This is a genomic window from Streptomyces liliiviolaceus, from assembly GCF_018070025.1.
Lineage (GTDB): Bacteria > Actinomycetota > Actinomycetes > Streptomycetales > Streptomycetaceae > Streptomyces > Streptomyces liliiviolaceus.
In genome coordinates, this window is record NZ_JAGPYQ010000002.1 from 102087 (window position 1) to 125636 (window position 23550).

Consider the following 23550-nt stretch of genomic DNA (forward strand, 5'->3'; position numbering starts at 1 on the left):
ACCCCTGTGACGATCCCTGTGACGGCCCCTGTGACGGTCGATGGACATCGATGGACGGAGAGTGCGGATGTCGCGCGACGCCCGCTGGCAGGCACTGCTGGAACTGCTCGTCGAGCGCGGCCGGCTCGACGTCGAGGAGGCGGCGGCCGACCTGGCGGTGTCGGCCGCGACGATCCGGCGCGACTTCGACCAGCTCGCGGAACAGCAGATGCTCGTACGCACCCGGGGCGGCGCGGTCGTGCACGGGGTGTCGTACGAGCTGCCCCTGCGCTACAAGACCGCCCGCCGCGCCTCGGAGAAGCAGCGCATCGCGAAGGCCGTGGCGGATCTCGTGGCCCCCGGCGAGGTGGTGGGCCTGACAGGCGGCACGACCACCACGGAGGTGGCCCGCGCCCTGGCCGTGCACGGCGACCTCGCCACCGGCTCCCCGGCCCTGACCGTCGTCACGAACGCCCTCAACATCGCCGGCGAACTGGTCGTACGCCCCCAGTTCAAGATCGTGCTGACCGGTGGCGTCGCCCGGCCGCAGTCGTACGAGCTGGTCGGGCCGCTCGCCGACGGTGTGCTGGGTCAGATCTCCCTCGACGTGGCCGTGCTCGGCGTGGTCGCCTTCGACGCCACCCATGGCGCCGCGGCGACCGACGAGGCGGAGGCCGCGATCAACCGCCTGCTGTGCGAGCGCGCCGACCGGGTGATCGTCGCCGCCGACTCCAGCAAGCTGGGCCAGCGGGCCTTCGCCCGCATCTGCCCGGCAGGCTCGGTGGACACGCTGGTCACGGACGCGGCGGCGGACGAGGAGACGGTGGAGCGCTTCGAGGAGGCGGGCGTCGGGGTCGTCAGGGTGTGAGAGCCCGAGGAGGATGGCGTCACCGGACGGCGGAACGATGAACTCGGCACGAGGGGGCGGACACCGGCCATGGACGACAACGAACACCGGGGACCCTGGCTACGGCACAGCCGGACGCGGGTGCACGCCGCCCCGCATCTGACCGCGTACCGGGACGAGGTCACGCTGCCGGACGGACGAGCGGGGCACTACGACTGGGTGGACGTGGCGGACCAGGTGCGGGTGGCCGCGCTGGTGGACGGATGCCTCCTGGTCGTCGAGCAGTACCACTACCTAAGCGGGCCCATGTGGCAGCTTCCGGGCGGGTCCGTGGAGCCCGGCGACGAGGACAGCGGCACGGCCGCCCGCCGTGAACTCGCCGAGGAGACCGGCTACTTCGGCGGCGACTGGTCGAAACGGGGTGCGCCGCAGCCCCTGCCAGCCCTGACACCCGCCCGGGTCCATCTGTGGCGGGCGACCGGACTCACGCCGGGGGCGCCCGCCCCGGATCCCTTCGAGACGGACCTGAAGATCCGTCATGTTTCTTTGACGGCGGCCCTGTCGGCGGTCCGGGACGGCAGGATCGACTGCGCGGCGAGTGCCGCGCTCGTGCTGGCCGTGGCTCTGGAGGACGACACCGCACACCGATAGGCCGGACGGGGCGGGACGTGTCCTGCACCGACTTTCTCCACGTGTGGCGGTCGCGATCGTCATCGGTGCCGTCACGCACGACACCGCCAAGTGGTTTCAGGCCCGCGCCTCGTCACCTGGCCGTCGGACCCCCTGCCCGTGTCCGCGGAAGCGGTAGCGGCGCTCGGGGCGGCCGGCCGCTCCGTAGCGCAGGGTCACCTCGGCGTTGCCGATGGAGTGGAAGTGCTCCAGATAGCGGCGGGCGCTGACGCGGGAGATGCCGGCCCGGGTCGCGCACTCGGCGGCGGACAGGGTGTCCTGCGCGGTTCTCAGGGTGCGTTCGATCAGCGCGGCCGTCTCCACGCTCAGGCCCTTGGGCAGGGTGGCGGGCGCGGATGCGGATGCGGGTGCGGTCGCTCCGGCCAGCACCCGGTCGACATCGGCCTGGCCGTGCACGACGGTGGCGAGCACCCGGCCGCGCTGGAGCGCGTACCGCTCAAGCCGGGCCCGCAGGTCCTCGAACTCGAACGGTTTGAGCAGGTAGTCGACCACGCCGTGCCGGACAGCGCCACGGACCGCGTCGGTCTCCCGTGCCGCGCTGATGACCATGACGTCGCAGTCGTGTCCCGCGGTACGCAGCCGGGGGATCACGTCGAGCCCGAAGACGTCCGGCAGATACAGGTCGAGCAGGACGAGGTCGGGGTGCAGTTCGTCGACCGCGCGGGCGGCCTGTTCGCCAGTGCTGGCGACGCCCACGACCCGGAACGGCTCGACACGGTCGACGAAGGCGCGGTGGACCCGGGCCACCATGAAGTCGTCGTCGACCACGAGGACGTCGATCGAGTCGGATCCATCGGATCCGTCAGATACGTCGGATCCGCCGGCTCTCTCGGCCGTGCCGGACGCGTCGGCCGCGTCGGCTGTGCCGGACGCGTCTGTCGTGCCGGACGCGTCCGCCGTCGCGGTCGTGTCCGTCGTCGCGGTCGTGTCTGCCCCACCGGGCGCCCCGTTCATCGTGTCGCTCCTTCCGCCACCGCGTCGGTGAGGTGGCTGACGGTCATGCGTGCGGTGAACATCGCCCCGTCGGGGGTGTTGGTCACCGAGATCTCTCCACCGTGACGCTCGCAGACCAGCCGGGTGAGCGCCAGGCCGATCCCGCGTTCGCCCTCCTGGGCGGCCTTGGTGGTGAAGCCGTGCGAGAAGACCTCCCGGGCGAGTTCGGGAGCGACGCCGGGACCCGAGTCGCGGACCACGATCTCCACGCTGGAGGCATCCTGCCGCAGTTCGACCTCGACCCAGGCCTCGTGGCCGTCGGGCCCCTCACGACCGTGGGGTCCCTCACGGCCATGGGGGTCACGGCCATGGGGATCACGGCCCGCCGCCGCGACGGACGCGGCGTCCACGGCGTTGTCGACGAGGTTGCCGACCACCGTCGCCACGTCGGCGGCGTCCTCCGGGGTGAGCCGGTCGAGGGCGGTCGCGTCCGAGATGCGCAGGCTGACCTTCCGTTCGGCGGCCAGGGAGGACTTCGCCATCAGCAGGGCGGCGACCGCGGTGTCGCGGACACGGCGGCTGAGGGTGACGTCCAGCGACTGGCGGCGCTGATTCAACCCCCTTATATAGCGCACGACTTCGTCCTGTTCACCGATCTGGATCAGCCCCGAGATGGTGTGCAGCTGGTTGGCGAACTCATGGGCCTGCGCGCGCAGCAGCTCCGAGGAGCTGCGGAAGGATCCGATCTCCCTCTCCAGCCGCGCCAGTTCGGTACGGTCCCGCAGCGTGGTGACCGAGCCGAGCGGGCGGCCGTCCTTGGTGACGGTCATCCGGTTCATCACCAGCACCCTGCCGTGCAGGACGACGACCTCGTCGCGTTCCCCACCATCGTCCCCACCATCGTCACCGTCGCCGCGGTCGCCGCGGTCGCCGAGCCCGCTCCCCGGGCCCGCCGCGCCCTCCCGGTCCCCCGCCAGGACGTCCCGCAGTCGTCCCTCGATGCCGAGTTCGGTGAGGCTGCGGCCCACGCAGTCCGCGGGAAGGGCGAGCAGGCGCCGCGCCATGTCGTTGGCGAGCGTGAGCCGGTGCTGCGGGTCCAGGGCGATCACGCCCTCGGCGATCCCGTACAGCATCGCCTCCCGGTGCTCGGCGAGGCCGGCGATCTCGCGGGGTTCGAGGCCGAGCGTCTGCCGTTTGACGCGCCGGGCCAGCAGCCAGGAGCCGATCAGGCCGAGCCCGCTGGCGATGCCCAGATAGGCGAAGAGGTACGAGGACGCCCCGCTGAGGCGCTGCCACACCGTCGGGTCCGCCTCGCCGATCATCACCGTACCCAGCGGCTGTCCGAGGTTCTCCTGCGTCGCGCCGAGGACCGGCACCTGGGCCACGAGTTCGTGGCTGCCGTCCAGCGTCATCGGTCCGGACCAGCCGCGCCCCTCGGAGACCCCCTCGCCGAGGGGGAGCCGGCCGCCGACCGCCGTGGGATCGGTGGAGCTGACGATCCGGCCTTCGGCGTCGGCGACCGTCACCGAGGTGACCCCGGACTGGGTCTGTGTGGAGTTCACCAGCGGGGCGAGGGCCTGCTGCGGCGCGGGCTGCATCAGCTGGCTGCGGGTCAGGGGGTTCGCGGCCAGCTGCTCGGCGAGGGCCATGACCCGGCGGCCCTCGACGCGGGTGAAGGTCAGCTCCGACTGTCTGAGGGAGAGTGCCGCGACGGCCACCAGCACCACCACGACGATGCCGAGCTGCAGCACCAGCATCTCGCCCGCGAGGGTCTGGCGACGGAAGGCGGCGACCACGACGGACTCAATCTCTCGTGCTGAACGGCGCTGACACGGCACTGACACGGCACTGAACGGCTCGGCTCGGCTCGGCTGCCGGGTCGCACCATCATGGCGTCCGCCGACGGCCGGGAAAAGGGAGAGGACCGGGGCTGACACAAAGACCACAACCTCCGTTGGTTCCGCAAGAGAGACAGACTCCCGGCGCACGGGCAGGATGTGGCCCACGTCACCCTCCCCCCCCATTCCAGGGCGTCCCCGTATCCCCCCGGCTCCAGTACGGGGACGCCCCTCCCCCGCATCTCATGTACAGGTGGTGGAATCCGTGCGCCTGAGCACTCCCCTCGCCCTGTTCGGGGCCGCCGTGCTCGTGCTCGTGGGACCTCCGCTGCTCACCACGGGCAGTGGTGCCGAGACCGGCACCCAGATTCCCGGTCTGCGCTTCATGGTCCCCAACACGCCCGGCGGCGGCTACGACATCACCGCCCGTACGGCGGCGAAGAACGCCGAGGACGCCGAACTCACCCACAACATCGAGGTGTTCAACCTGCCGGGCGCCGGTGGCACCGTCGGGCTGAGCCGGCTGGTGAGCGAGCACGGCAACGGCAAGCTCGCCATGTCGATGGGTCTCGGTGTGGTGGGCGCGGTGCGCTCCAACGACGCGCCCAAGACCCTCGCAGACACCACCCCGATCGCCCGGCTCACCGAGGAGCAGGACGTCGTCGTGGTCTCCAAGGACTCCCCGTACGAGTCGGTCGAGCAGCTGGTGGGCGCCTGGAAGGCGAATCCCGGCAAGCTGCCCGTGGGCGGCGGTTCCTCGCCCGGCGGGCCCGACCATCTCGCGCCGATGCTGATGGCGAAGGCCGCGGGGATCGCCCCGAAGGACGTCAACTACATCCCCTTCGACGGCGGCGGCGAGCTGCTCGCGTCGATCCTCGGCAACAAGGTCGCCTTCGGGGTGTCCGGCGTCGGCGAGTACCTCGACCAGATCAAGGCAGGCGAGCTGCGGGTGCTCGCGGTCACCGGACCCGAGCGGGTCGACGAGCTGGACGCGCCCACCCTGAAGGAGTCCGGCTACGACGTGGACTTCACCAACTGGCGCGGCATCGTGGCCCCGCCGGGCCTGTCCGACGCCGAACGCGACAAGCTCGTACGCCTCGTCCAGGAGCTGCACGACTCACCCGAGTGGCAGAAGTCCCTGGAGACCAACGGCTGGGACGACGCCTTCCTGACCGGTGCGAAGTTCGGCGACTTCCTGGACGCCCAGGACAAGCGCGTGGTGTCCGTGCTGAAGGAGCTGGGACTGTGACGACGCAGACCACCGACGTCCCCGGGACGCCGCCCACCCCGCCGACACCCCCGACGTCCTCGGACACGCGCCGCGCCTGGCTGCGGGAGCACTCCGAACTCGGCGTCTGCGTCCTGCTGCTGGCGCTGGGCGTGCTCGTGCTGACCGACGCGCTCACGATGGACGTCGACATCACCCAGCGCGGCCCCGTCGGACCGAAGACCGTCCCGATCGTGGTCGGCGTCGGGCTGCTCGTGATCGCCGCGCTGCTCGCCGTCGACGTCCTGCGCGGCGGCCACGGCGAGGCGGAGGGCGGCGAGGACGTCGACCTGTCCGAACCGGCCGACTGGCGTACGGTGCTGCTGCTCGCCGGGGTGTTCCTCGGCTCGGCCGTCCTCATCGAACCGCTGGGCTTCCCCGTCGCGGGCGCCCTCCTCTTCTGGGGCGCCGCCTTCGCGCTGGGCAGCCGCCGGCTCGACAAGGACCCGCTGATCGCGGCTGTCCTCTCCCTGATCACGTACGCCGTCTTCAACAATCTGCTCGGGGTACCGCTGCCGGGCGGCCCGCTGATGGGAGTGCTGTGACATGGACGCCCTCAACTCCCTGATGGACGGCTTCGGTACGGCCCTCACACCGGTCAATCTGCTGTGGGCCGCCCTCGGTGTGCTGCTCGGCACCGCCATCGGTGTGCTGCCCGGCATCGGGCCCGCGATGGCCGTGGCCCTGCTGCTGCCGGTGACGTACGGACTCGAACCGATCGGCGCGTTCATCATGTTCGCGGGGATCTACTACGGGGCGATGTTCGGCGGTTCGACCACCTCGATCCTGCTCAACACGCCCGGTGAGAGCGCCGCCGTGGTCGCGGCCATGGAGGGCAACCCGATGGCGAAGGCGGGGCGGGGCGCGCAGGCGCTCGCGGCCGCCGCCATCGGCCACTTCGCGGGCGGCCTGATCGGTACGCTCCTGCTGGTCGCGCTCGCCCCGACGGTCGCGGACCTGGCGGTGGACATCGGCGCGCCGGACTACTTCGCCATCATGGTCCTGGCGTTCATCGCGGTGACGTCGGTGCTGGGCTCGTCCCGGATCAGAGGGCTCGCGTCCCTGCTCATCGGCCTGACCCTGGGCCTGGTGGGCCTGGACCAGATGACCGGCCAGCAGCGCCTCACGTTCGGGTCGCTGCAACTGGCTGACGGCATCGACGTGGTGATCGTGGCGGTCGGCCTGTTCGCGATCGGCGAGGCCCTGTGGGTGGCGGCTCATCTGCGGCGCAGCACGGGCAAGCCGATCCCGGTGGGCCGGCCCTGGCTGGGCCGCGACGACGTGCGACGGACCTGGAAGTCGTGGCTGCGCGGACCGCTGATCGGCTTCCCCTTCGGGGCGATCCCGGCGGGCGGCGCGGAGATCCCCACGTTCCTGTCGTACGCCACGGAGAAGCGGCTGTCGAAGCACAAGGACGACTGGGGCAAGGGCGCGATCGAGGGGGTGGCTGGGCCGGAGTCGGCGGCGTCGGCCTCCGCGGCGGGCACGCTGGTGTCCATGCTGACGCTCGGCCTGCCGACGACGGCGGTCGCGGCCGTGATGCTGGCGGCGTTCCAGCAGTACGGCATCCAGCCGGGCCCGCTCCTCTTCGAGCGCGAGCCGGACCTGGTGTGGGGCCTGATCGCCTCCCTCTTCGTCGGCATGGTCCTGCTGCTCGCCCTCAACCTCCCGCTGGCCCCGGTCTGGGCGAAACTGCTGCGCATCCCGCGCCCGTACCTGTACGCGGGAATCCTGTTCTTCGCGGCGGTCGGCGCGTACGCGGTCGGCGGCGAGGTCATCGACCTGGTGATCCTGCTGATCATCGGCCTGATCGGTTTCGGCATGCGGCGGTACGGTCTGCCGGTGCTGCCCGCCGTCATCGGCGTCATCCTCGGTCCCAACGCCGAGCAACAGCTCAGACGCGCCCTGCAGATCAGCGACGGCAGCGTGTCGGGGCTGGTCAACACGCCGTTCGCGGTGACCGTGTACGCCGTGACGGCCCTGCTGCTGATCTGGCCCCTGCTGCGGAAACTCGCGGCCCGCGTCCGCGCGAGGCCTGAACCGGCCGCAAAGTAGTTGCCTTTTCTATGGCCATTGTCCGCTTTTACTATGTTTCATGCCTTCTGTCGCGGTGACCCGGACAGCACACCGGACCCAGAAGGAGGGTGCTGAAGGATGATCACCCAGGAGCAGATACCGGCAGTACTGGAACATCCCGTGTACGACGCCGAGGGCAGCAAGATCGGGGACGCCAGCCACGTCTTCTTCGACGATGCGACCGGCCGTCCGGAATGGGTCAGCATCAAGACCGGCTTCTTCGGCACCAGCGAGTCGTTCGTGCCGATCCGGGAAGCGGTCATGGTCGAGGACCACCTTGAGGTGCCCTACGCCAAGGGCATGGTCAAGGACGCACCCAACGTCGACGTCGACAGCGGCGGCCACCTGTCCGAGTCGGAGGAGGTCCGGCTGTACGAGCACTACGGCATCGCCTGGGACGACGCGTGGCAGCAGGCGAACCAGCCCGGCGGAGGCGGCTGGGCCCACTCCGGCACGGCCGGCATGGCCGGGACGACCGGGACGGCCGCGGCCGCCGGCACCGCGGAGAGGGACATGGCCGCGCCCGAGGACGTGGCGATGACCCGGTCCGAGGAGCACATGCACGTCGGCGCCGAACGCTACGAGACGGGGCGGGCGCGACTGCGCAAGTACGTGGTGACGGAGGAGGTCACGCAGACGGTGCCCCTGCGTCACGAGGAGGTACGCGTCGTGCGCGAGCCGATCACGGACGCGAACGTGGGCGACGCCATGTCGGGTGCGGAGATCTCCGAGGCCGAGCACGAGGTCACGCTGCACGCCGAACGTCCGATCGTGGAGACCGAGACGGTTCCGGTGGAGCGGGTGCGGCTGAGCACCGAGGAGGTCACCGAGGAGGAGACCGTCACGGGTCAGGTCCGCAAGGAACGGATCACCGCCGACGGCATCGAGGACGACGGCGAGGGCCGCCCGCGCCGGTAGTGCGCACGCACCGCGCCGAAGGTCCGCACACGCACACCGCACACCGCCCTCCCGGCCATGGGCCGGCGGAGCCGGTCCGAGCCGCAGGTCCGAGCCCTTGACGGGTTCGGACCTGCGGCCGCGTCGGCCGGGGCGACCGTCGTCGCGATTTTCAGCTGACGCCGTGCACGAGTTGCGTACTCAGTTCGTAGCGGGCACCGACGATCTTCAGCGCCCCCGAGTCCACCTTGGCGGCGAGATCGGGATCCGCCGCGAGCCGTGAGTGGACGAGCCGTATGTTGGCGTCGATCGTCGCGTCGACGCGTGCGTCACCCTCCTCGGTGCGGTCGATGGCCGGGCTGATCTGGTCGGCCAGGTACTGGATGTGGCGGGGCAGTCGCGCCCCCGACTCGTCCGCCTCGACCGTCGCTTTCACGGCACCGCACGACTGGTGACCGAGCACCATGAGCAGCGGGATGCCCAGTTCGAGCACTCCGTAGGCGAGGCTGCCGAGCACGGCCTCGTCGAGAACCTGGCCCGCGCTGCGCACGGTCATCAGATCGCCGAGGCCCTGGTCGAAGACCAGCTCCGGGGGGACCCGGGAGTCGATGCAGCCGAGCAGGAGCGCGAAGGGGTGCTGACCGGTCGTCAGCGCCTGCCGGACGGCGGGTGACTCGTCGGGATGCTTCTCGCGGAAGGTGCGCCAGCGGCGGTTGCCCGCCGACAGCTCCCGCAGGGCCTCTTCGGCGGTGGTGGGCCGCTTGCGCGCGGCGGCGGGGGCCGCGGCAACCGCGGATCCGGCGCCGACGGTCAGTCCCGCTCCGAGAACCGCGGTCCCGGTGAGGGCGGCACGCAGGAGGGAGCGCCGGGCGGGGGTCGTCGCGTCGGCGCGTATGTCGGCGGGTATGTGAGGTGCTGGGTCAGAGATCACGGAGGGGAACGTACGTCCGCCCCGCCGCCCCTCTGTTCGGGTTGCTCAATCCTGAGCGGCTGTTGGGCAGCTGTTGAACCGCTCTTGGTGATTCCGGGAGAAGCCGTTGAGGCTCCGGGCGAGCCGGGGGAACGCGGCGGTCGGCCGCGCACGGCAGAGTGGTGTCCACCGCACCGAACGGATAGGGAAGTTGATGTCATGACCGACAAGCTCACTGTCAGTGTCCTGGGCACCGGGATCATGGGGGCCGCGATGGCCCGTAACCTCGCGCGTGCCGGGCACAGCGTCCGGGCCTGGAACCGCAGCCGGGACAAGGCCGAACCGCTCGCCGCCGACGGTGCGCACATCGCCGGGACGCCCGCCGAGGCCGTGGAGGGCGCCGACGTCGTGCTGACCATGCTGTACGACGGGCCCGCCGCGCTCGACGTGATGCGGCAGGCCTCGCCGGCCCTGCGCGCGGGCACGTCGTGGATCCAGTCGACGACCGCGGGCCTCGACGGCGTCGGCCAACTGGCCGAATTCGCCCGCAAGAAAGGCCTCGCCTTCTACGACGCGCCCGTGCTCGGCACCCGACAGCCCGCCGAGGCCGGGCAGTTGCTCGTCCTCGCCGCGGGTCCGGTCGACGGCCGGGACACGGTGACACCGGTCTTCGACGCGGTCGGCGCCCGTACGGTGTGGACCGGGGAGGACGGGGCGGCGGGCAGCGCCACCCGGCTCAAGCTCGTCGCCAACAACTGGGTCATCGCCGCCACCAGCGCGACCGGCGAGACCCTCGCCCTGGCCAAGGCGCTCGGTGTGGAGCCGAGGAGTTTCTTCGACGCCATCGCCGGCGGCCCGCTCGACATGGGGTATCTGCACGCCAAGAGCGCCCTCATCCTGGAGGACCGGCTGTCGCCCGCCGCCTTCGCCGTGTCCACCGCGGGCAAGGACGCCCGCCTCATCGTCGAGGCCGGTGAGCAGCACGGGGTCCGCCTCGATGTCGCCGCCGCGAGCGCGGAACGCTTCGAGCGGGCCGCGGCGCAGGGTCACGCGGACGAGGACATGGCTGCGGCCTACTTCGCGAGCTTCGACGAGGGTTCCGGGGAGTCGACCACTCGGTAGGGGCACTTGGGTGGAGCACTCGGTAGGACCACCCGTTGGAACCACCTGGTAAGCACCCGGTAGAAGCACGACCCCGGCGGGCGCCGGTCAGTCCCGCGAGTCTGACCCGCCCGCCAACATCCGCCCCAGCACGGCCCGTTGGAGCGGCAGCACCTCAGCGTGCAGGGCGCGCCCCTTGGCCGTGAGGGACACGCGGACGCCCCGCCGGTCCTCGGGACACATGCAGCGCTCCACGAGGCCGTCCTTCTCCAGGCGGCCGATCAGCCGGGACAGCGCGCTCTGGCTCAGATGCACCCGCTCGGCGATCTCCTGGACGCGGTAGGCGTTCCCGCCGTCCGCGGACGCGCCCGCGGCCAGTACGTCGAGGACCTCGAAGTCGCTGGCGCCCAGACCGTGTCGATGCAGGGCGCGGTCGAGTTCGCACAGCGTGCGCGCGTGCACCGCGAGGATGTCGCGCCATCGGTCCACGAGCTGCTGCTCGGGCTTCTCCACAGCCGCCATGGCCGCACCTTAGCAAGGGCGTGACTTTGTTGCATTGGAATTAAATGCAGCTGCATTGAATGCATGCGCATGTACTGTGACGCGCATGACCTCTCCGCTCACCACCTCCGCGTCCCAGGGGCGCTGGACGCCCCGCCTGTGGGGCACCCTGCTGGTGCTCTGCGCCGCGATGTTCCTGGACGCGCTCGACGTGTCGATGGTCGGCGTCGCCCTGCCGTCCATCGGTTCCGAACTGGACCTCTCCACCTCGACCCTGCAGTGGATCGTCAGCGGCTACATCCTCGGCTACGGCGGCCTGCTGCTCCTGGGCGGCCGCACCGCCGATCTCCTGGGCCGCCGCCAGGTCTTCCTGGTCGCCCTCGCCGTCTTCGCCCTCGCCTCACTGCTCGGCGGGCTCGTCGACTCCGGGCCGCTGCTGATCGCAAGCCGGTTCATCAAGGGCCTGAGCGCGGCGTTCACCGCGCCCGCCGGGCTGTCGATCATCACCACGACGTTCCCGCAGGGCCCGCTGCGCAACCGCGCCCTGTCGATCTACACCACCTGCGCCGCCACCGGATTCTCGATGGGCCTCGTCCTGTCCGGGCTGCTCACCGAGGCCAGCTGGCGGCTGACCATGCTGCTGCCCGCGCCCATCGCGGTCCTCGCCCTGATCGCCGGCCTCAAGCTCATCCCGCGCAGCGAACGCGACCGCACCCACCGCGGCTACGACATCCCCGGCGCCGTCATCGGCACCGCCTCCATGCTGCTGCTCGTCTTCACCGTCGTCGAGGCACCCGAGGTGGGATGGACCTCGGCCCGTACGCTGCTGTCGTTCCTCGCGGTCGCGGTCATGCTCACCGTCTTCGTCCGCGTCGAGCTGCGCAGCGCGAGCCCGCTGATCCGGCTCGGTGTGCTGCGCTCCGGCGACCAGGTCCGCGCCCAGCTCGGCGCCATGATGTTCTTCGGCTCGTACGTCGGCTTCCAGTTCCTCGTCACGCTGTACATGCAGTCGCTGCTCGGCTGGTCGGCCCTGCACACCGCGCTCGCCTTCCTGCCCGCGGGCGCGCTCGTGGCGCTCTCGGCGACGAAGATGGGGGCGATCGTCGACCGGTTCGGCACGCCACGACTCCTCGTCCTGGGCTTCGCCCTGATGGTCGTCGGCTACGCGCTGTTCCTGCGCGTCGACCTCGACCCCGTGTACGCGGCGGTGATCCTGCCGTCGATGCTGCTGATCGGCGCGGCCTGCGCGCTGGTCTTCCCGTCGCTCAACATCCAGGCCACCAACGGCGTCGACGACCACGAGCAGGGCATGGTGTCGGGTCTGCTCAACACCTCGGTGCAGGTGGGCGGGGCGATCTTCCTGGCGATCGTGACGGCCGTCGTGACGGCGAACTCGTCCGGCAGCGCCTCGCCCCAGGCGGTCCTGGACAGCTACCGGCCCGGTCTCGTCGTGGTGACCGCGGTCGCCGTGGCGGGCCTGCTGATCACGGCCACCGGACTGCGGCGGCAGCGTACGCCGCAGACGACGATCCTGGTCGCCAAGTCCGACCCGGCCCCGGAAACGACGCCGCAGCCGCAGCCGCAGGAGCGAAAGGCCGACGCCCGCGTGACGTCACGCGACTGATCCCCGGCGCTGGCGCCCGACCCAGGGCCGAACTCGGACGGTGAACCGACCTCGGCCCGTGGACCGGACTCGGCGTCGTGCGCCCGGCGGGCTTCCTTGCCGCGCCGGGCGCACAGCTGTGACACTCCCCGTATGGGACACAGCAGGGGGCGACGGACGCAGTCCGAGCGGGACGCGATCACCGTGGAGATCGGATACGCGCTGGCCAGCGCCGTGTTCGCCGCGGCCGTGCTGTTCGGGGTCCTGGCCGGTCCCGCACTGCTCTTCGACCTGCCGACGACGGTCGAGAAGGTCCTCCTCGCCGCCGGGACGGTGCTCGCGGCCACTCTCTTCTTCCTGCGGGTGATCTCGGTGCTGGTCCGCTTCCGGCAGGGGCCTCAGCCCAGCCAGCCCGGTCGGACCAGACCGGACTCGTAGGCCAGTACGACCAGTTGGGCCCTGTCGCGGGCGCCCAGTTTGACCATGGTGCGGCTGACGTGGGTCTTGGCCGTCAGGGGGCTCACCACCAGACGCCGCGCGATCTCGTCGTTCGACAGTCCGATGCCGACCAGCGCCATCACCTCCCGCTCCCGCTCGGTGAGTTCGACGAGCGCATCCGCCGCGGCCGGCTCCTTCGAACGGGCCGCGAACTCGGCGATGAGCCGGCGCGTCACACCCGGCGACAGGAGCGCGTCGCCCTCGACCACCGCCCGGACGGCCCGCAGGAGCTCCTCCGGTTCGGTGTCCTTGACGAGGAAGCCGGACGCGCCGGAACGGATCGCCTCGAAGACGTACTCGTCGAGTTCGAAGGTGGTGAGCATGACGATCCTGACGTCCGCCAGGTCCGGCGCGTCCGTGATGTGGCGCGTCGCGGCGAGGCCGTCGAGCACCGGCATACGGATGTCCATCAGGACGACGTCGGGCCGCAGTTGACGTACTCCCCGCAGGGCCTCCGCCCCGTCCGCGGCCTCGCCGGCCACCTCGATGTCCGGCTGGGCGTCCAGCAGCGCCTTGAATCCCGCACGGACCAACGACTGGTCGTCGGCGAGCAGTACGCGGATCACCGGTCCTCCTCGGGGATACGGGACTTCTTCAGCGGCAGCACGGCAAGCACACGGAACCCTCCGTCCTCCCGGGGCCCGGCCTCGATGGTGCCACCCAGGGCCGCCGCGCGCTCCTGCATTCCGGCCAGTCCGTTGCCGCTGCCGCCCGCCTCCTCGCCGGTCGCCGGACCGTCGTCGTCGATCCGGAGCCGCAGGGAGTCGCCCGTCCGGTCGACCCGCACGCGCGCACGGCGTGACCCGGAATGCCGTACGACGTTGGTCAACGCCTCCTGGACGATGCGGAAGGCCGCGAGATCGGCGCCCGGCGGGAGCTTCCCGCTGCCGTCCCCGTTCTCGACGGCGACGGTCAGACCGGCGCCCGCGGCCTGTTCCACCAGTTCGGGGAGCCGGTCGAGGCCGGGCGCCGGAGCGCGGGGCGCGTCCCCGGGCGTGCGGAGCGTGTCGAGCACCTGGCGCACCTCCCCCAGCGCCTCCTTGCTCGCGGCCTTGATGGTGGTGAGCGCGGTACGGGCCTGTTCCGGGTCGGAGTCGAGCAACGCGAGGCCCACTCCGGCCTGGACGTTGATGACCGAGATGCTGTGCGCCAGGACGTCGTGCAGTTCGCGGGCGATGCGCAGCCGTTCCTCGTCGGCGCGCCGCCTGGCCGCCTGACGGCGTTCCGCCCGGTCGCGGTCCCACTGCTCCCGGCGGGCACGGGCCAGCTCGGAGACCGCGAGGATCGCCACGATCCAGGCGGCGATGGCGATCTCCTCGCCCCACGAGGAGGCCGGGTCGCCCTCCGGCGGCAGCCATCGGTAGAGCCAGTGCCCGACCAGGAGATGCACCGTCCACAGGGTGCCGAGCGCACTCCAGGCGAGCCGGCGGTGCCCGGCGAGGACCGCGCTGAAGCAGGCGAGCGCGACCGTGAGGAAGACCGGCCCGTACGGGTATCCCGCGCTGAAGTAGACGAGGGCCGTGGTCGCGGTGCCGCACATGACCAGCGCCGGGTACCGCTGCCGCCACAGGAGCAGGAGAGCGCCGCCGAGGAGCAGGGCCCGCGCGAGGGCGTCGAGCTGCTCCCGCTCGGGCTGCGCCTCGGCGGCGAACTTACTGCCGACCATGACGAACGCTGCGAGGAGCAGCGTGGAACGCCACGGCCAGCGGGGACGGTGACCGCCGCTCTCGTCCTCCTCCCCGCGGTGGTTCCACCACGGGGGCCCGTGCCACCGGCCTCCTGGTGGACCGCCCCTGGCCCAGGGGGGTCCGTCGCACCGGCGTGTGCGCTGCTCTTCCATGCCGGCCACGCTAGACGTCACGGCCCGCCGGGGGCGTCCGCCGGGCGTGGTGATCACACGTACTCCCTGCGGAGTACGCGCTCGGGCCGACCGCCGACGATCGGCGGCCGGCCCTCAGCGGGCAGCTCTCGGCGGTCGGCCCGCAGCCCTCAGCGGCCGGCAGCCAGCAGTCGGCCTTCGGCGGTCAGCGGTCAGCGATCAGCGATCAGCGATCGATCCTGCTCAGGGCCCGCTCCGCCATCGGGTGCGAGCGGACCATGTCGCCCAGCGAGGTGGAGCCGCGGGTGATCCCCGCGAACGCCTTCCACGCGGGCCGGAAGCCGGTGAGCGCGGCGTGGAACACCCCGGGCCGGCGCTCGAAGATCTGGAGCATGCGCCTGCCGATGCTCATCTCCACGCCCAGCCCCGCCTTGATCGCGAAGGCGTAGTTCAGCGCCTGCCGTCGCGTGTCCACGGCGTCGTGGGCCTCGGCGATGCGCACCGCCCACTCCCCCGCGAGCCGCCCTGAGCGCAGCGCGAAGGAGATGCCCTCGCGGGTCCACGGCTCCAGCAGACCGGCCGCGTCCCCGCACACCAGCACCCGGCCCCGCGACAGCGGGGAGTCGTCGGCGCGGCAGCGGGTCAGGTGCCCGGAGGAGATGCTGGGCTCGAAGCCCGCGAGGCCGAGCCGGGCGATGAAGTCCTCCAGATACCGCTTGGTGGCGGCGCCCTCGCCCCGGGCCGAGATCACTCCGACGGTGAGGGTGTCGCCCTTGGGGAACACCCACCCGTAACTGCCGGGCAGGGGGCCCCAGTCGATGAGGACCCGGCCCTTCCAGTCCTCCGCGACCGTCTCCGGCACCGGGATCTCCGCCTCCAGGCCGAGGTCGACCTGGTCGAGCTTGACCCCGACGTGGGCTCCTATCCGGCTGGCGCTGCCGTCCGCGCCGACCACGGCCCGCGCCAGCAGCGTCTCGCCGTCCTGGAGGACGACGGCGACCGAGCGCCGGTCGGGGACCGCCGAGCCGTGCTGTTCGACCCGCGAGACCGTGGCCCCCGTACGCAGTTCGGCGCCCGCCTTCTGGGCGTGCTCGACGAGCTGCTGGTCGAACTCCGGCCGGTTGATGAGCCCGAAGAGCATCTGCTTGGAGCGCCGCGTCCGCGCGAACTTGCCCTCCAGCGAGAACGTGACCGCGTGGACCCGGTCCCGGAAGGGCAGTTCGAAACCGGGCGGCAGCGCGTCACGGCTGGGTCCGATGATGCCGCCGCCGCACGTCTTGTAGCGGGGCAACTCCGCTTTCTCCAGCAACAGGACGCGGCGCCCCGCGACCGCCGCCGCATAGGCGGCCGAGGCGCCCGCCGGTCCCGCCCCGACCACGACGACGTCCCACACCTGCTGCCCGTCGTCCTGTCCGTCGTCCGAAGAGTTCTCGCTGCTCACGATGGTCTGCTGCTCCGATCCAGCCGCCTGCCGCACCTACTCCACGCATCCTACGGCGGCGTCCGGCGAAGACCGCTGTGGGAGGATCGGCAGCGTATGCAGCGCGCACACCCGTTCGCGCGCGCACTCGCAGCCGTACCCACTCGTACAACGTCGCACCCACGAGGAGCGTGCCCATGTCGTCGAATCCGGTCGCCGAGACCGTCGTCTCCCTGATGCCCAGGGCGAAGACGGAGCTGACCGAGCTGGTGGCCTTCAAATCGGTGGCGGACTTCGACCAGTTCCCGCGCAGCGAGAGCGAGGGCGCCGCGAACTGGGTGGCCGACGCGCTGCGCGCCGAGGGTTTCCAGGACGTCGCCCTGCTCGACACCCCTGACGGCACCCAGTCGGTGTACGGCTACCTGCCGGGCCCCGAGGGCTCGAAGACCGTCCTGCTGTACGCGCACTACGACGTGCAGCCGCCCCTCGACGAGGCCGGCTGGCGGACGCCGCCCTTCGAGCTGACCGAGCGGGACGGCCGCTGGTACGGGCGCGGGGCCGCCGACTGCAAGGGCGGCCTGATCATGCACCTGCTGGCGCTGCGCGCGCTGAAGGCGAACGGCGGCGTCCCGGTCGGCGTCAAGGTCATCGCCGAGGGCTCGGAGGAGCAGGGCACGGGCGGTCTGGAGCGGTACGCCGAGGAACACCCCGAGCTGCTGACGGCCGACGCGATCGTCATCGGCGATTCCGGGAACTTCCGGGTCGGCGTGCCGACGGTCACCACCGCGCTGCGCGGTATGACGCTCGTCCGCGTCCAGGTCGACACCCTCGAAGGCAATCTGCACTCCGGCCAGTTCGGCGGCGCGGCCCCCGACGCGCTGAGCGCGTTGATCCGCGCACTCGACTCGCTGCGCGCGGAGGACGGTTCGACCACGGTCGACGGGCTCGCGGGCGCCTCGTCGTGGGAGGGCCTGCAGTACGACGAGGAGCAGTTCCGCAAGGACGCCAAGGTGCTCGACGGTGTGGAGCTGATCGGCTCCGGCACGGTCGCCGACCGTATCTGGGCGCGGCCCGCCGTGACCGTGCTCGGCATCGACGCCCCGCCGGTGGTCGGCGCCACCCCGTCCGTGCAGGCCGGCGCCCGCGCGCTGGTCAGCCTGCGGGTACCGGCGGGCGTGGACGCCGCCGAGGCGACCAAGCTGCTCCAGGCCCACCTGGAGACGCACACGCCGTGGGGAGCGCGGGTGAGCACCGAGCAGATCGGGCAGGGCCAGCCGTTCCGCGCCGACACCACGAGCCCGGCGTACGCGGCGATGGCTGAGGCGATGAGTGTCGCGTACGACGGAGCGGAGATGCAGTACGCGGGGCAGGGCGGGTCCATTCCGCTGTGCAACACTCTCGCGTCGCTGTACCCGCAGGCGGAGATCCTGCTGATCGGGCTCAGCGAGCCGGAGGCGCAGATCCACGCCGTGAACGAGAGCGTGTCGCCCGACGAACTGGAGCGGCTCGCTGTGGCCGAGGCGCTGTTCCTCCGGAACTACGCGGCGGGGTGAAGCCGGGGCACGCTCCGTGGGTGGGGCGCGCCCCGGGGATCTGGGGGCTGCGCCCCCAGGCCCCCCTCGGCCTGAACGGCCTCGTCCTCGAACGCCGGACGGGCTGAAGACCCCTCCCCTACCCCTGGGGTACCCCCGCCTCCAGGTACATGGCGGCCCCCCGCTCCCTCGCCCGCAGTGCCCAGCGCAGGCGCTCGTAGCGGACGGGGGGCAGGAGTGTGGCGGCCTCCTCCTCGGTGACGAAGCGCCAGTCGCGCAGTTCGGGGCCCGGCAGCACCAGTTGCCGGGCCTTTCCGCCGTCCAGCCTGCCGCCGTCGTAGAGGAGGCGCAGGCCGCCGTAACCGGGGGGCGCCGGGGGTTCCCAGTCGACGACCAGCAGGCGGGGGACGTCGGCGAGCCGGATGCCGGTCTCCTCGGCGACCTCGCGGATGCCCGCGCGCGCGGGTGCCTCGCCGGATTCCACGACGCCGCCGGGGAACTCCCAGCCGGCCTTGTACGTCGGGTCGACGAGCAGCACCCGGTCCAGTTCGTCGAAGAGGAGCACTCCCGCCGCGACGGTCTCCGAGGTGGGTTCGGGGGTCTGCACGATGTCGCAGACCGGCACGGATCCGCTGTTCACGGCCTCGGCGACGCACACGGCGGACTCGTGCGGGGTGAGGGTGCCGTTGTCGACGGAGTGGGCGTCCGCGGTGAGCCAGCCGGCCAGGGCGGCGCGGTAGGGCTCGATCTGGTCGTACGACCACTGGCGCACCCGTATCTCCCCGTCGGGGAGGTCCGGCGGGACCTCCCGGCCGGCTATTCGTTCGCGCAGGATCGTTTCCGCCGGGGCGAGAAGCACATGGCGTACGGCGATCCTGCGGGACGCGAGGCCGCCGAAGATCTCGTCGCGATAGTCCTGGCGGAGCAGTGTCATGGGGACCACGAGCACGCCCCCGAGTTCCGAGAGCATGGCGGCCGCCGTGTCGACCACGAGCCGCCGCCAGATCGGCAGATCCTGGAAGTCGCCGACCTCGGCGAGGCGCTTGGCGGGCAGCAGTTGTGCCAGCCCTGTGCCGATCAGCTCGGGGTCGAAGAGTGTGCTGTTCGGGATCAGGTCGATCAGTTCCCGTGCGGTGGTGGTCTTCCCCGCACCGAACGCACCGTTGATCCAGACGATCACTCGTACTCCAAGATGGGAAGGCCGCTGAACAGCGGCGGAGCGGGCGTAACCAGATCATCCGGGAGCGGCGTGGGAAAAGTCGGTGTCCACAATCCCGCACCCACTACCTCTTTCTCCCATACGCCCTGAAGATACGCCCCGATCCGCTCCCCCATCGAGACCGTCACCTCGCTGCACGCGCCCTCCATACTGGGCAGCTCACACCGACTGGTGACCGCACAGACGGTGGCGCCCTTGAATCCTCGGTGTTTCCCGGCTGTTGGAGAGACATGCAAGGTGCAGTACGTCTCTCCAGGGCCGGCGGCCGAGACAGCCGCCCGTGCCGGAGAAGGTCTGCTCGGCGCCCGTGACCGGCGGGAGGTGCCAGACGGCACCGGCTGCTGCTACTTCGGCCACGACCCGTCCTCGGCGGCCGAACATGTCGGCGACACCGTCCGGCTGACTCCCGGCGGCTGCGACAACGGCTGGCACGGCCCCGCTAGACGCCTCCACCTGGGTTCCGAGGAATGAAACCGGTCGCTGATTGTTGAATGTGGCATGAAAAAGATCGGGTTCCTGTCCTTCGGACACTGGACGCCATCGCCGCATTCGCAGACGCGCTCAGCGGCGGACTCCCTGCTCCAGGCGATCGACCTCGCGGTCGCCGCGGAGGAACTGGGCGCCGACGGCGCCTACTTCCGCGTACACCACTTCGCCCGGCAGCACGCCTCACCGTTCCCGCTGCTCGCGGCCATCGGCGCGCGCACCAGCCGCATCGAGATCGGCACCGGTGTGATCGACATGCGCTACGAGAACCCGCTGTACATGGCCGAGGACGCGGGCGCGGCCGACCTGATCTCCGGCGGCCGACTCCAGCTCGGCCTCAGCCGCGGGTCCCCGGAGCAGGTGATCGACGGCTGGCGGCACTTCGGCCACACGCCCGCGCCCGGCGGGACCGACGCCGACATGGCACGCGAGCACACCGAGCGACTGCTCGACGTCCTCACAGGCGAGGGCTTCGCACAGCCCGAACCCAGACCGATGTTCGCCAACCCGCCGGGACTGCTGCGCGTCGAACCGCACTCCGAGGGACTGCGCGAGCGTATCTGGTGGGGATCCGGCTCGAACGCCACCGCGGTCTGGGCAGCCGGACTCGGGATGAACCTGCAGAGCTCCACACTCAAGGACGACGAGAGCGGCGAGCCCCTGCACGTCCAGCAGCGCAAGCAGATCGAGGCATACCGCCAGGCATGGCGGGCCGAGGGCCACACCCGTGAGCCGAGGGTCTCGGTCAGCCGCAGCATCTTCGCCCTCACCGACGACCGCGACCGCGCCTACTTCGGCCGGGAAGGAAACTCCAAGGACCAGATCGGCTACATCGACGCCCAGACACGCAGCATCTTCGGCCGGTCCTACGCCGCCGAACCCGACGTCCTCATCAAACAACTCGCCGAGGACGAGGCCATCGCCGCCGCCGACACCCTGCTGCTCACCGTGCCCAACCAGTTGGGCGTCGAGTACAACGCCCATGTCATCGAAAGCATCTTGACCCACGTCGCTCCGGAACTCGGCTGGCGCTGACGGCACGACCCTGGAACGCCGGCCCTCCTGCGGTGCAACCGGCGCGACAGATGACACCTGGCCACGACGACTGACACCGAAATCGCGACCGGCCCCCGCCACTAGACTCCGGCTCTATGACGGCCGCCACTCCCCTATCGCCTATCCCGGTCGCGCCCGTCGGCCTGACCGCGCGGGCCAGAAGGTTCGTCGAAGTGGATGGCGTTCGCGTTCCCGGACAGGGCTTCGGGCAGCACCGAGAGAGATGGATCAAGTACGGGGTCCCGACCGTGGAGATCGACCGGGCCGCAACCTTCCAGGACCGCTGGGGCGGTCTTGCGCTGCCGCCTGCCCCGTTCTACGAGGGCGGTCCCCGCATCCTGGGCGCCGACTGCCCCGAAGGCTCGGCGGCTGAGGGCTGGCTGTTTCCGGCAGGAAGCTGCCGAGTCTCCATGGCCTACGGATTCATGATCGGCTCAGACGGCGCATTCGGGATCAATGCCCACCGCTGGACACCGCTGCACGCCAGCACCGACGGATGGGTGGAGTCCTTGGCGCTCGCCGCCCACGCCGGCCGCTGGGCCACGACCGTGACAAAAGTCAAAGGGAAGGCCGTCGAGTCACTGGACCTCGCCGACTTCGAGCCGGTGCCCGAAGTACAGGGCGTAACGGACACATGGTGGCGAGGCAGGGACTCGCTCATCGCCCTCTACCGAGGCGAGGCCGTCGGTATGGACGCTCCACAATGCCTTGAAGCCCACGTGTACGGCGGCCTCGACAAGTGGGCACTCCGAGGCGGCTGACGGCCGACACCACCAATAAGGCCCGGCAGTCGTTGCGGCTACCGGATAGCGGCAGGCCGATCGCCACCACCTGTCCCTTGGTTGGGACGGTGAGTAGAGGATCCGCGCGGGCGTGGGGTCGAAGAACCTCGACCTTGCGTTCCGGCATCTCCGGTGGATCCCCGCAGGTGCGGGGTCGGCCCGGTTTGCAGGAGAATATCCCCCTGGAACTCCCGCTCGTTGCCCTGGCTAACGAGCTCGTGCACGGTAGGCCGTGGCAAGTCGAGACGTGTGGCGTGGTCGGTGTTCAGACTCGAAGGCCACAGTCGAGGGCGGCGGTCTGCTGATGTGAGAGGAGTCCGGCGACGGCTTGGACGATGTCACTCATGTGCTCGCGTCGGCCAAGATGGCGGGTCAGAGCCCTCCAGTTCTTGAGGTGCGCGATGCCGTGCTCGACACGGATGCGCCGTCAGGAGTGCGCCGTGCGCTGCTGCTCGTGCCGCTCCTCGTACCAGACAGGAGCGTTCTTCTTTCACTTGCGATGCGGCGGTGTCACCACCCGGCCGCCGGCCTGCGCTCCCATGCCCTGGTTGCCGGCATCCGCGAGGATCTCCATGAATGGTCCGTCGGCCCGGGAGCTGGCCCAGGCCCAGCTCCCGGGCCTGGGTGATGTCAGCACAACTGCCTGGCCGAACCGGACTACAGAACAGCATGCGCCCCTCGGCGTCCGTCAGGACCATGGACTTCACGGCGTTCTGCTTGGTCTTTCCGGAGACGAACTTGTCGCGGTCCTTGCGGCCGGCAGCCGGGCGTCGCACGCGGATCTCCGTGTCGTCGATGATGCCGGTCCGACCACCGCGCCCAGTACTCGATGACCTCGGCGAGAGTACGCAGCCGGACGTCCGGGGCGATGGCGCATCCCCGCTGCGCGAGCAGGGGACGCACCTCGCCGATGGAGCGGGTGATGGTGGATCGGTCCACGCCGAACCAGCAGGCCAGCACGTCATGCGTGGTTCCATGGCGCAGACTCACCAGCGTGGCCAGCAGCCGGTCGACGAAGACGAACTCGTACTTCGCCCCAGTTCCTACCGCTCGTTGCCGCTGCCGCGCCGTCAGGCGAGCCTGATGCCGCTCGTGCCACAACGGCGCTATGCCGGCGATGAGTTCAGCGATCACAACCGGCGACAGCCCGGTGATCCGGTACTCCGCCACGATCAACTCGCGCGCCCCAGCCCCCATCATGCAGAGCTCAACGAGCCACCCGGGCACCGAGCCACGGCCTACCGTGCACGAGCTCGTAAGCGCTGTCCCGCAATGATCAGCAGTGAGTCGGGGATGCGGTCCCGTGCGGTGCGGGCCGCTGCTTCATCCGGCGAGGGTGAGGTTGTGCAGGCGGGCGATGCCGAGCATGGCGTGATGAACGCCGTCGCCCTTCAATCGGCAGTCGCGGAGGATCTTCCAGCTCTTCATGCGGGCGAAGGTGTGTGCTCGACGCGGGTACGGAACTTGCGGTGTGAGTGGTTGTGCTCCTCTTTCCAGGCCGGGAGTTCGGCCTGGCCGGGTTCGTGGCGGTGTGGGATCACCAGGCCGGTGCCGCGGTAGCCGCCGTCAGCGATCACCGTGGTGTTGCCGACGGCTGCCTTCGCTCTGGACAACTCCCATGCCGTGCAGTCGTTGCGGTTGCCGGGCAGGGGCTGGCCAACTGCGACGACCAGTCGCGTGTCGGCGTCGATGACGATCTGGTGGTTGGTGGAGTACCGGTGGTTTTTCGACTGTGCGGCCACCGCGTGGTCACGTGTGGGGACCAAGGTGCCGTCCACGATGAGCACGGTGTCCTTGCGGAATCGTTGGCATGGCCGCAGGGCGAGCAGGGGTGCGAGGCGGTTGATGATGCGGTCGGCCGCAGACTTCGAGATTCCGAACAGCGGCGCGAGCTGGCGCAGCGTCAAGTTCGTCCGCCAGTACGCCGCGACCAGCAGGACGCGGCCCTTCAGGGGCAGGCCCCACGGTCGGCCTCGGCGGACCGTGTCCGCTCCTTCGCGGCGCAGGGCGGTCACCAGCTTGCCGAAGCAGCGCGGGCTCAGCCCGGCGAACGGCCCTATCCAGGACGGCTCTGACGCCGTGATCACACCAGCCAC

23 protein-coding genes and 1 pseudogene are annotated in these 23550 nt (G+C 70.9%); 13 read left to right on the forward strand and 11 right to left on the reverse strand.

The window, feature by feature from the left end; genetic code table 11:
* Positions 1-67 precede the first annotated feature (67 nt).
* Both J8N05_RS36235 and J8N05_RS48010 read left to right on the forward strand, forming a co-directional pair.
* Positions 68-847 carry a DeoR/GlpR family DNA-binding transcription regulator gene (locus J8N05_RS36235; RefSeq protein WP_210890723.1) on the forward strand — a complete coding sequence of 260 codons (780 nt, stop codon included), beginning with the start codon at positions 68-70 and terminating at the stop codon, positions 845-847.
* Positions 848-916: 69 nt separating this feature from the next.
* The gene (locus J8N05_RS48010; RefSeq protein WP_210890725.1) at positions 917-1477 is read left to right on the forward strand and encodes an NUDIX domain-containing protein; all 561 of its coding nucleotides are present in this window, start codon (positions 917-919) and stop codon (positions 1475-1477) included.
* Between the two features lie 96 nt (positions 1478-1573).
* Here J8N05_RS48010 and J8N05_RS36245 read toward each other — a convergent pair whose 3' ends face one another.
* Together J8N05_RS36245 and J8N05_RS36250 are read right to left on the reverse strand one after the other, a co-directional pair.
* On the reverse strand, positions 1574-2266 hold the full coding sequence (locus tag J8N05_RS36245) for a response regulator (RefSeq protein ID WP_247706988.1): 693 nt from the start codon (positions 2264-2266) through the stop codon (positions 1574-1576).
* Between the two features lie 200 nt (positions 2267-2466).
* Positions 2467-4245 (reverse strand): sensor histidine kinase, encoded by a 1779-nt coding sequence (locus tag J8N05_RS36250; RefSeq protein ID WP_210890730.1) that lies wholly within the window; start codon positions 4243-4245, stop codon positions 2467-2469.
* Positions 4246-4552: 307 nt separating this feature from the next.
* On the opposite strand from J8N05_RS36250, the gene J8N05_RS36255 reads away from it, so the two are divergent.
* The 4 genes from J8N05_RS36255 to J8N05_RS36270 all read left to right on the forward strand — a co-directional run bounded on the left by J8N05_RS36255 (position 4553) and on the right by J8N05_RS36270 (position 8548).
* Positions 4553-5536 carry a Bug family tripartite tricarboxylate transporter substrate binding protein gene (locus J8N05_RS36255; protein ID WP_210890732.1) on the forward strand — a complete coding sequence of 328 codons (984 nt, stop codon included), beginning with the start codon at positions 4553-4555 and terminating at the stop codon, positions 5534-5536.
* Positions 5533-6099, forward strand: coding sequence for a tripartite tricarboxylate transporter TctB family protein (locus J8N05_RS36260; protein WP_383947909.1), 567 nt, complete (start codon positions 5533-5535; stop codon positions 6097-6099). Before J8N05_RS36255 ends, J8N05_RS36260 begins: the two co-directional genes overlap by 4 nt.
* A 1-nt stretch (position 6100) precedes the next feature.
* Complete coding sequence (locus J8N05_RS36265; protein ID WP_210890734.1) at positions 6101-7609, forward strand: tripartite tricarboxylate transporter permease; 1509 nt, start codon at positions 6101-6103, stop codon at positions 7607-7609.
* Positions 7610-7708: 99 nt separating this feature from the next.
* Positions 7709-8548: a PRC and DUF2382 domain-containing protein gene (locus J8N05_RS36270; protein ID WP_210890736.1), complete on the forward strand. Its 840-nt coding sequence runs from the start codon at positions 7709-7711 to the stop codon at positions 8546-8548.
* A gap of 151 nt (positions 8549-8699) precedes the next feature.
* On the opposite strand, the gene J8N05_RS36275 is transcribed toward J8N05_RS36270, so the two are convergent.
* On the reverse strand, positions 8700-9458 hold the full coding sequence (locus tag J8N05_RS36275; protein ID WP_407699993.1) for a carbonic anhydrase: 759 nt from the start codon (positions 9456-9458) through the stop codon (positions 8700-8702).
* An 87-nt stretch (positions 9459-9545) separates the two neighbouring features.
* Between J8N05_RS36275 and J8N05_RS36280 the strand changes: the two genes are divergently transcribed.
* On the forward strand, positions 9546-10559 hold the full coding sequence (locus J8N05_RS36280; protein ID WP_407700015.1) for an NAD(P)-dependent oxidoreductase: 1014 nt from the start codon (positions 9546-9548) through the stop codon (positions 10557-10559).
* Positions 10560-10646: 87 nt separating this feature from the next.
* Here the strand turns inward: J8N05_RS36280 and J8N05_RS36285 are convergent, their stop codons facing one another.
* Positions 10647-11060 (reverse strand): MarR family winged helix-turn-helix transcriptional regulator, encoded by a 414-nt coding sequence (locus J8N05_RS36285; RefSeq protein ID WP_210890739.1) that lies wholly within the window; start codon positions 11058-11060, stop codon positions 10647-10649.
* Between the two features lie 85 nt (positions 11061-11145).
* Here J8N05_RS36285 and J8N05_RS36290 point away from each other — a divergent pair, with 85 nt between their 5' ends.
* Both J8N05_RS36290 and J8N05_RS36295 read left to right on the forward strand, forming a co-directional pair.
* Positions 11146-12663: an MFS transporter gene (locus J8N05_RS36290; RefSeq protein ID WP_210890741.1), complete on the forward strand. Its 1518-nt coding sequence runs from the start codon at positions 11146-11148 to the stop codon at positions 12661-12663.
* 132 nt (positions 12664-12795) lie between these two features.
* Entirely contained in the window at positions 12796-13080 is a 285-nt protein-coding gene (locus J8N05_RS36295; RefSeq protein ID WP_210890743.1) for a DUF6332 family protein, read from the forward strand.
* On the opposite strand, the gene J8N05_RS36300 is transcribed toward J8N05_RS36295, so the two are convergent.
* The 3 genes from J8N05_RS36300 to J8N05_RS36310 form a co-directional block, all read right to left on the reverse strand.
* On the reverse strand, positions 13041-13706 hold the full coding sequence (locus J8N05_RS36300) for a response regulator (protein WP_210890745.1): 666 nt from the start codon (positions 13704-13706) through the stop codon (positions 13041-13043). The genes J8N05_RS36295 and J8N05_RS36300 overlap by 40 nt on opposite strands.
* Positions 13703-14980: a sensor histidine kinase gene (locus J8N05_RS36305; protein ID WP_210890747.1), complete on the reverse strand. Its 1278-nt coding sequence runs from the start codon at positions 14978-14980 to the stop codon at positions 13703-13705. The genes J8N05_RS36300 and J8N05_RS36305 overlap by 4 nt, the downstream gene beginning before the upstream one ends.
* A gap of 205 nt (positions 14981-15185) precedes the next feature.
* On the reverse strand, positions 15186-16400 hold the full coding sequence (locus tag J8N05_RS36310) for a geranylgeranyl reductase family protein (RefSeq protein ID WP_210890749.1): 1215 nt from the start codon (positions 16398-16400) through the stop codon (positions 15186-15188).
* 176 nt (positions 16401-16576) lie between these two features.
* Here J8N05_RS36310 and J8N05_RS36315 point away from each other — a divergent pair, with 176 nt between their 5' ends.
* A complete protein-coding gene (locus tag J8N05_RS36315; protein WP_210890751.1) occupies positions 16577-17932 on the forward strand; it encodes a dipeptidase in 1356 nt (451 codons plus the stop codon).
* Positions 17933-18050: 118 nt separating this feature from the next.
* Here the strand turns inward: J8N05_RS36315 and J8N05_RS36320 are convergent, their stop codons facing one another.
* Positions 18051-19091: an NUDIX hydrolase gene (locus J8N05_RS36320; RefSeq protein WP_210890753.1), complete on the reverse strand. Its 1041-nt coding sequence runs from the start codon at positions 19089-19091 to the stop codon at positions 18051-18053.
* A 276-nt stretch (positions 19092-19367) separates the two neighbouring features.
* Between J8N05_RS36320 and J8N05_RS36325 the strand changes: the two genes are divergently transcribed.
* The 3 genes from J8N05_RS36325 to J8N05_RS36335 all read left to right on the forward strand — a co-directional run bounded on the left by J8N05_RS36325 (position 19368) and on the right by J8N05_RS36335 (position 21433).
* A complete protein-coding gene (locus tag J8N05_RS36325) occupies positions 19368-19601 on the forward strand; it encodes a hypothetical protein (protein WP_210890755.1) in 234 nt (77 codons plus the stop codon).
* Between the two features lie 27 nt (positions 19602-19628).
* Positions 19629-20651 (forward strand): LLM class flavin-dependent oxidoreductase, encoded by a 1023-nt coding sequence (locus J8N05_RS36330; protein ID WP_210890758.1) that lies wholly within the window; start codon positions 19629-19631, stop codon positions 20649-20651.
* Positions 20652-20767: 116 nt separating this feature from the next.
* Positions 20768-21433 carry a hypothetical protein gene (locus J8N05_RS36335; protein ID WP_210890760.1) on the forward strand — a complete coding sequence of 222 codons (666 nt, stop codon included), beginning with the start codon at positions 20768-20770 and terminating at the stop codon, positions 21431-21433.
* Between the two features lie 359 nt (positions 21434-21792).
* Here the strand turns inward: J8N05_RS36335 and J8N05_RS47675 are convergent, their stop codons facing one another.
* The 3 genes and pseudogenes from J8N05_RS47675 to J8N05_RS36345 form a co-directional block, all read right to left on the reverse strand.
* Positions 21793-22230: a transposase family protein gene (locus J8N05_RS47675; protein ID WP_247706829.1), complete on the reverse strand. Its 438-nt coding sequence runs from the start codon at positions 22228-22230 to the stop codon at positions 21793-21795.
* Complete coding sequence (locus J8N05_RS47680) at positions 22112-22654, reverse strand: helix-turn-helix domain-containing protein (RefSeq protein WP_247706830.1); 543 nt, start codon at positions 22652-22654, stop codon at positions 22112-22114. Before J8N05_RS47680 ends, J8N05_RS47675 begins: the two co-directional genes overlap by 119 nt.
* A 123-nt stretch (positions 22655-22777) precedes the next feature.
* Positions 22778-23550, reverse strand: a pseudogene (locus J8N05_RS36345) (transposase).

What these genes read in the sequence shown, in the direction of transcription:
- J8N05_RS36335 (WP_210890760.1), top strand. Translation starts at nt 20,768, where the DNA reads ATGACGGCCGCCACTCCCCTATCGCCTATCCCGGTCGCGCCCGTCGGC.
- J8N05_RS36315 (WP_210890751.1), top strand. Translation starts at nt 16,577, where the DNA reads ATGTCGTCGAATCCGGTCGCCGAGACCGTCGTCTCCCTGATGCCCAGG.
- J8N05_RS36270 (WP_210890736.1), top strand. Translation starts at nt 7,709, where the DNA reads ATGATCACCCAGGAGCAGATACCGGCAGTACTGGAACATCCCGTGTAC.
- J8N05_RS36285 (WP_210890739.1), bottom strand. Translation starts at nt 11,060, where the DNA reads ATGGCGGCTGTGGAGAAGCCCGAGCAGCAGCTCGTGGACCGATGGCGC.
- J8N05_RS36295 (WP_210890743.1), top strand. Translation starts at nt 12,796, where the DNA reads ATGGGACACAGCAGGGGGCGACGGACGCAGTCCGAGCGGGACGCGATC.
- J8N05_RS48010 (WP_210890725.1), top strand. Translation starts at nt 917, where the DNA reads ATGGACGACAACGAACACCGGGGACCCTGGCTACGGCACAGCCGGACG.
- J8N05_RS36305 (WP_210890747.1), bottom strand. Translation starts at nt 14,980, where the DNA reads ATGGAAGAGCAGCGCACACGCCGGTGCGACGGACCCCCCTGGGCCAGG.
- J8N05_RS36235 (WP_210890723.1), top strand. Translation starts at nt 68, where the DNA reads ATGTCGCGCGACGCCCGCTGGCAGGCACTGCTGGAACTGCTCGTCGAG.
- J8N05_RS47680 (WP_247706830.1), bottom strand. Translation starts at nt 22,654, where the DNA reads ATGATGGGGGCTGGGGCGCGCGAGTTGATCGTGGCGGAGTACCGGATC.
- J8N05_RS36245 (WP_247706988.1), bottom strand. Translation starts at nt 2,266, where the DNA reads ATGGTGGCCCGGGTCCACCGCGCCTTCGTCGACCGTGTCGAGCCGTTC.
- J8N05_RS36290 (WP_210890741.1), top strand. Translation starts at nt 11,146, where the DNA reads ATGACCTCTCCGCTCACCACCTCCGCGTCCCAGGGGCGCTGGACGCCC.
- J8N05_RS36265 (WP_210890734.1), top strand. Translation starts at nt 6,101, where the DNA reads ATGGACGCCCTCAACTCCCTGATGGACGGCTTCGGTACGGCCCTCACA.
- J8N05_RS36330 (WP_210890758.1), top strand. Translation starts at nt 19,629, where the DNA reads ATGAAAAAGATCGGGTTCCTGTCCTTCGGACACTGGACGCCATCGCCG.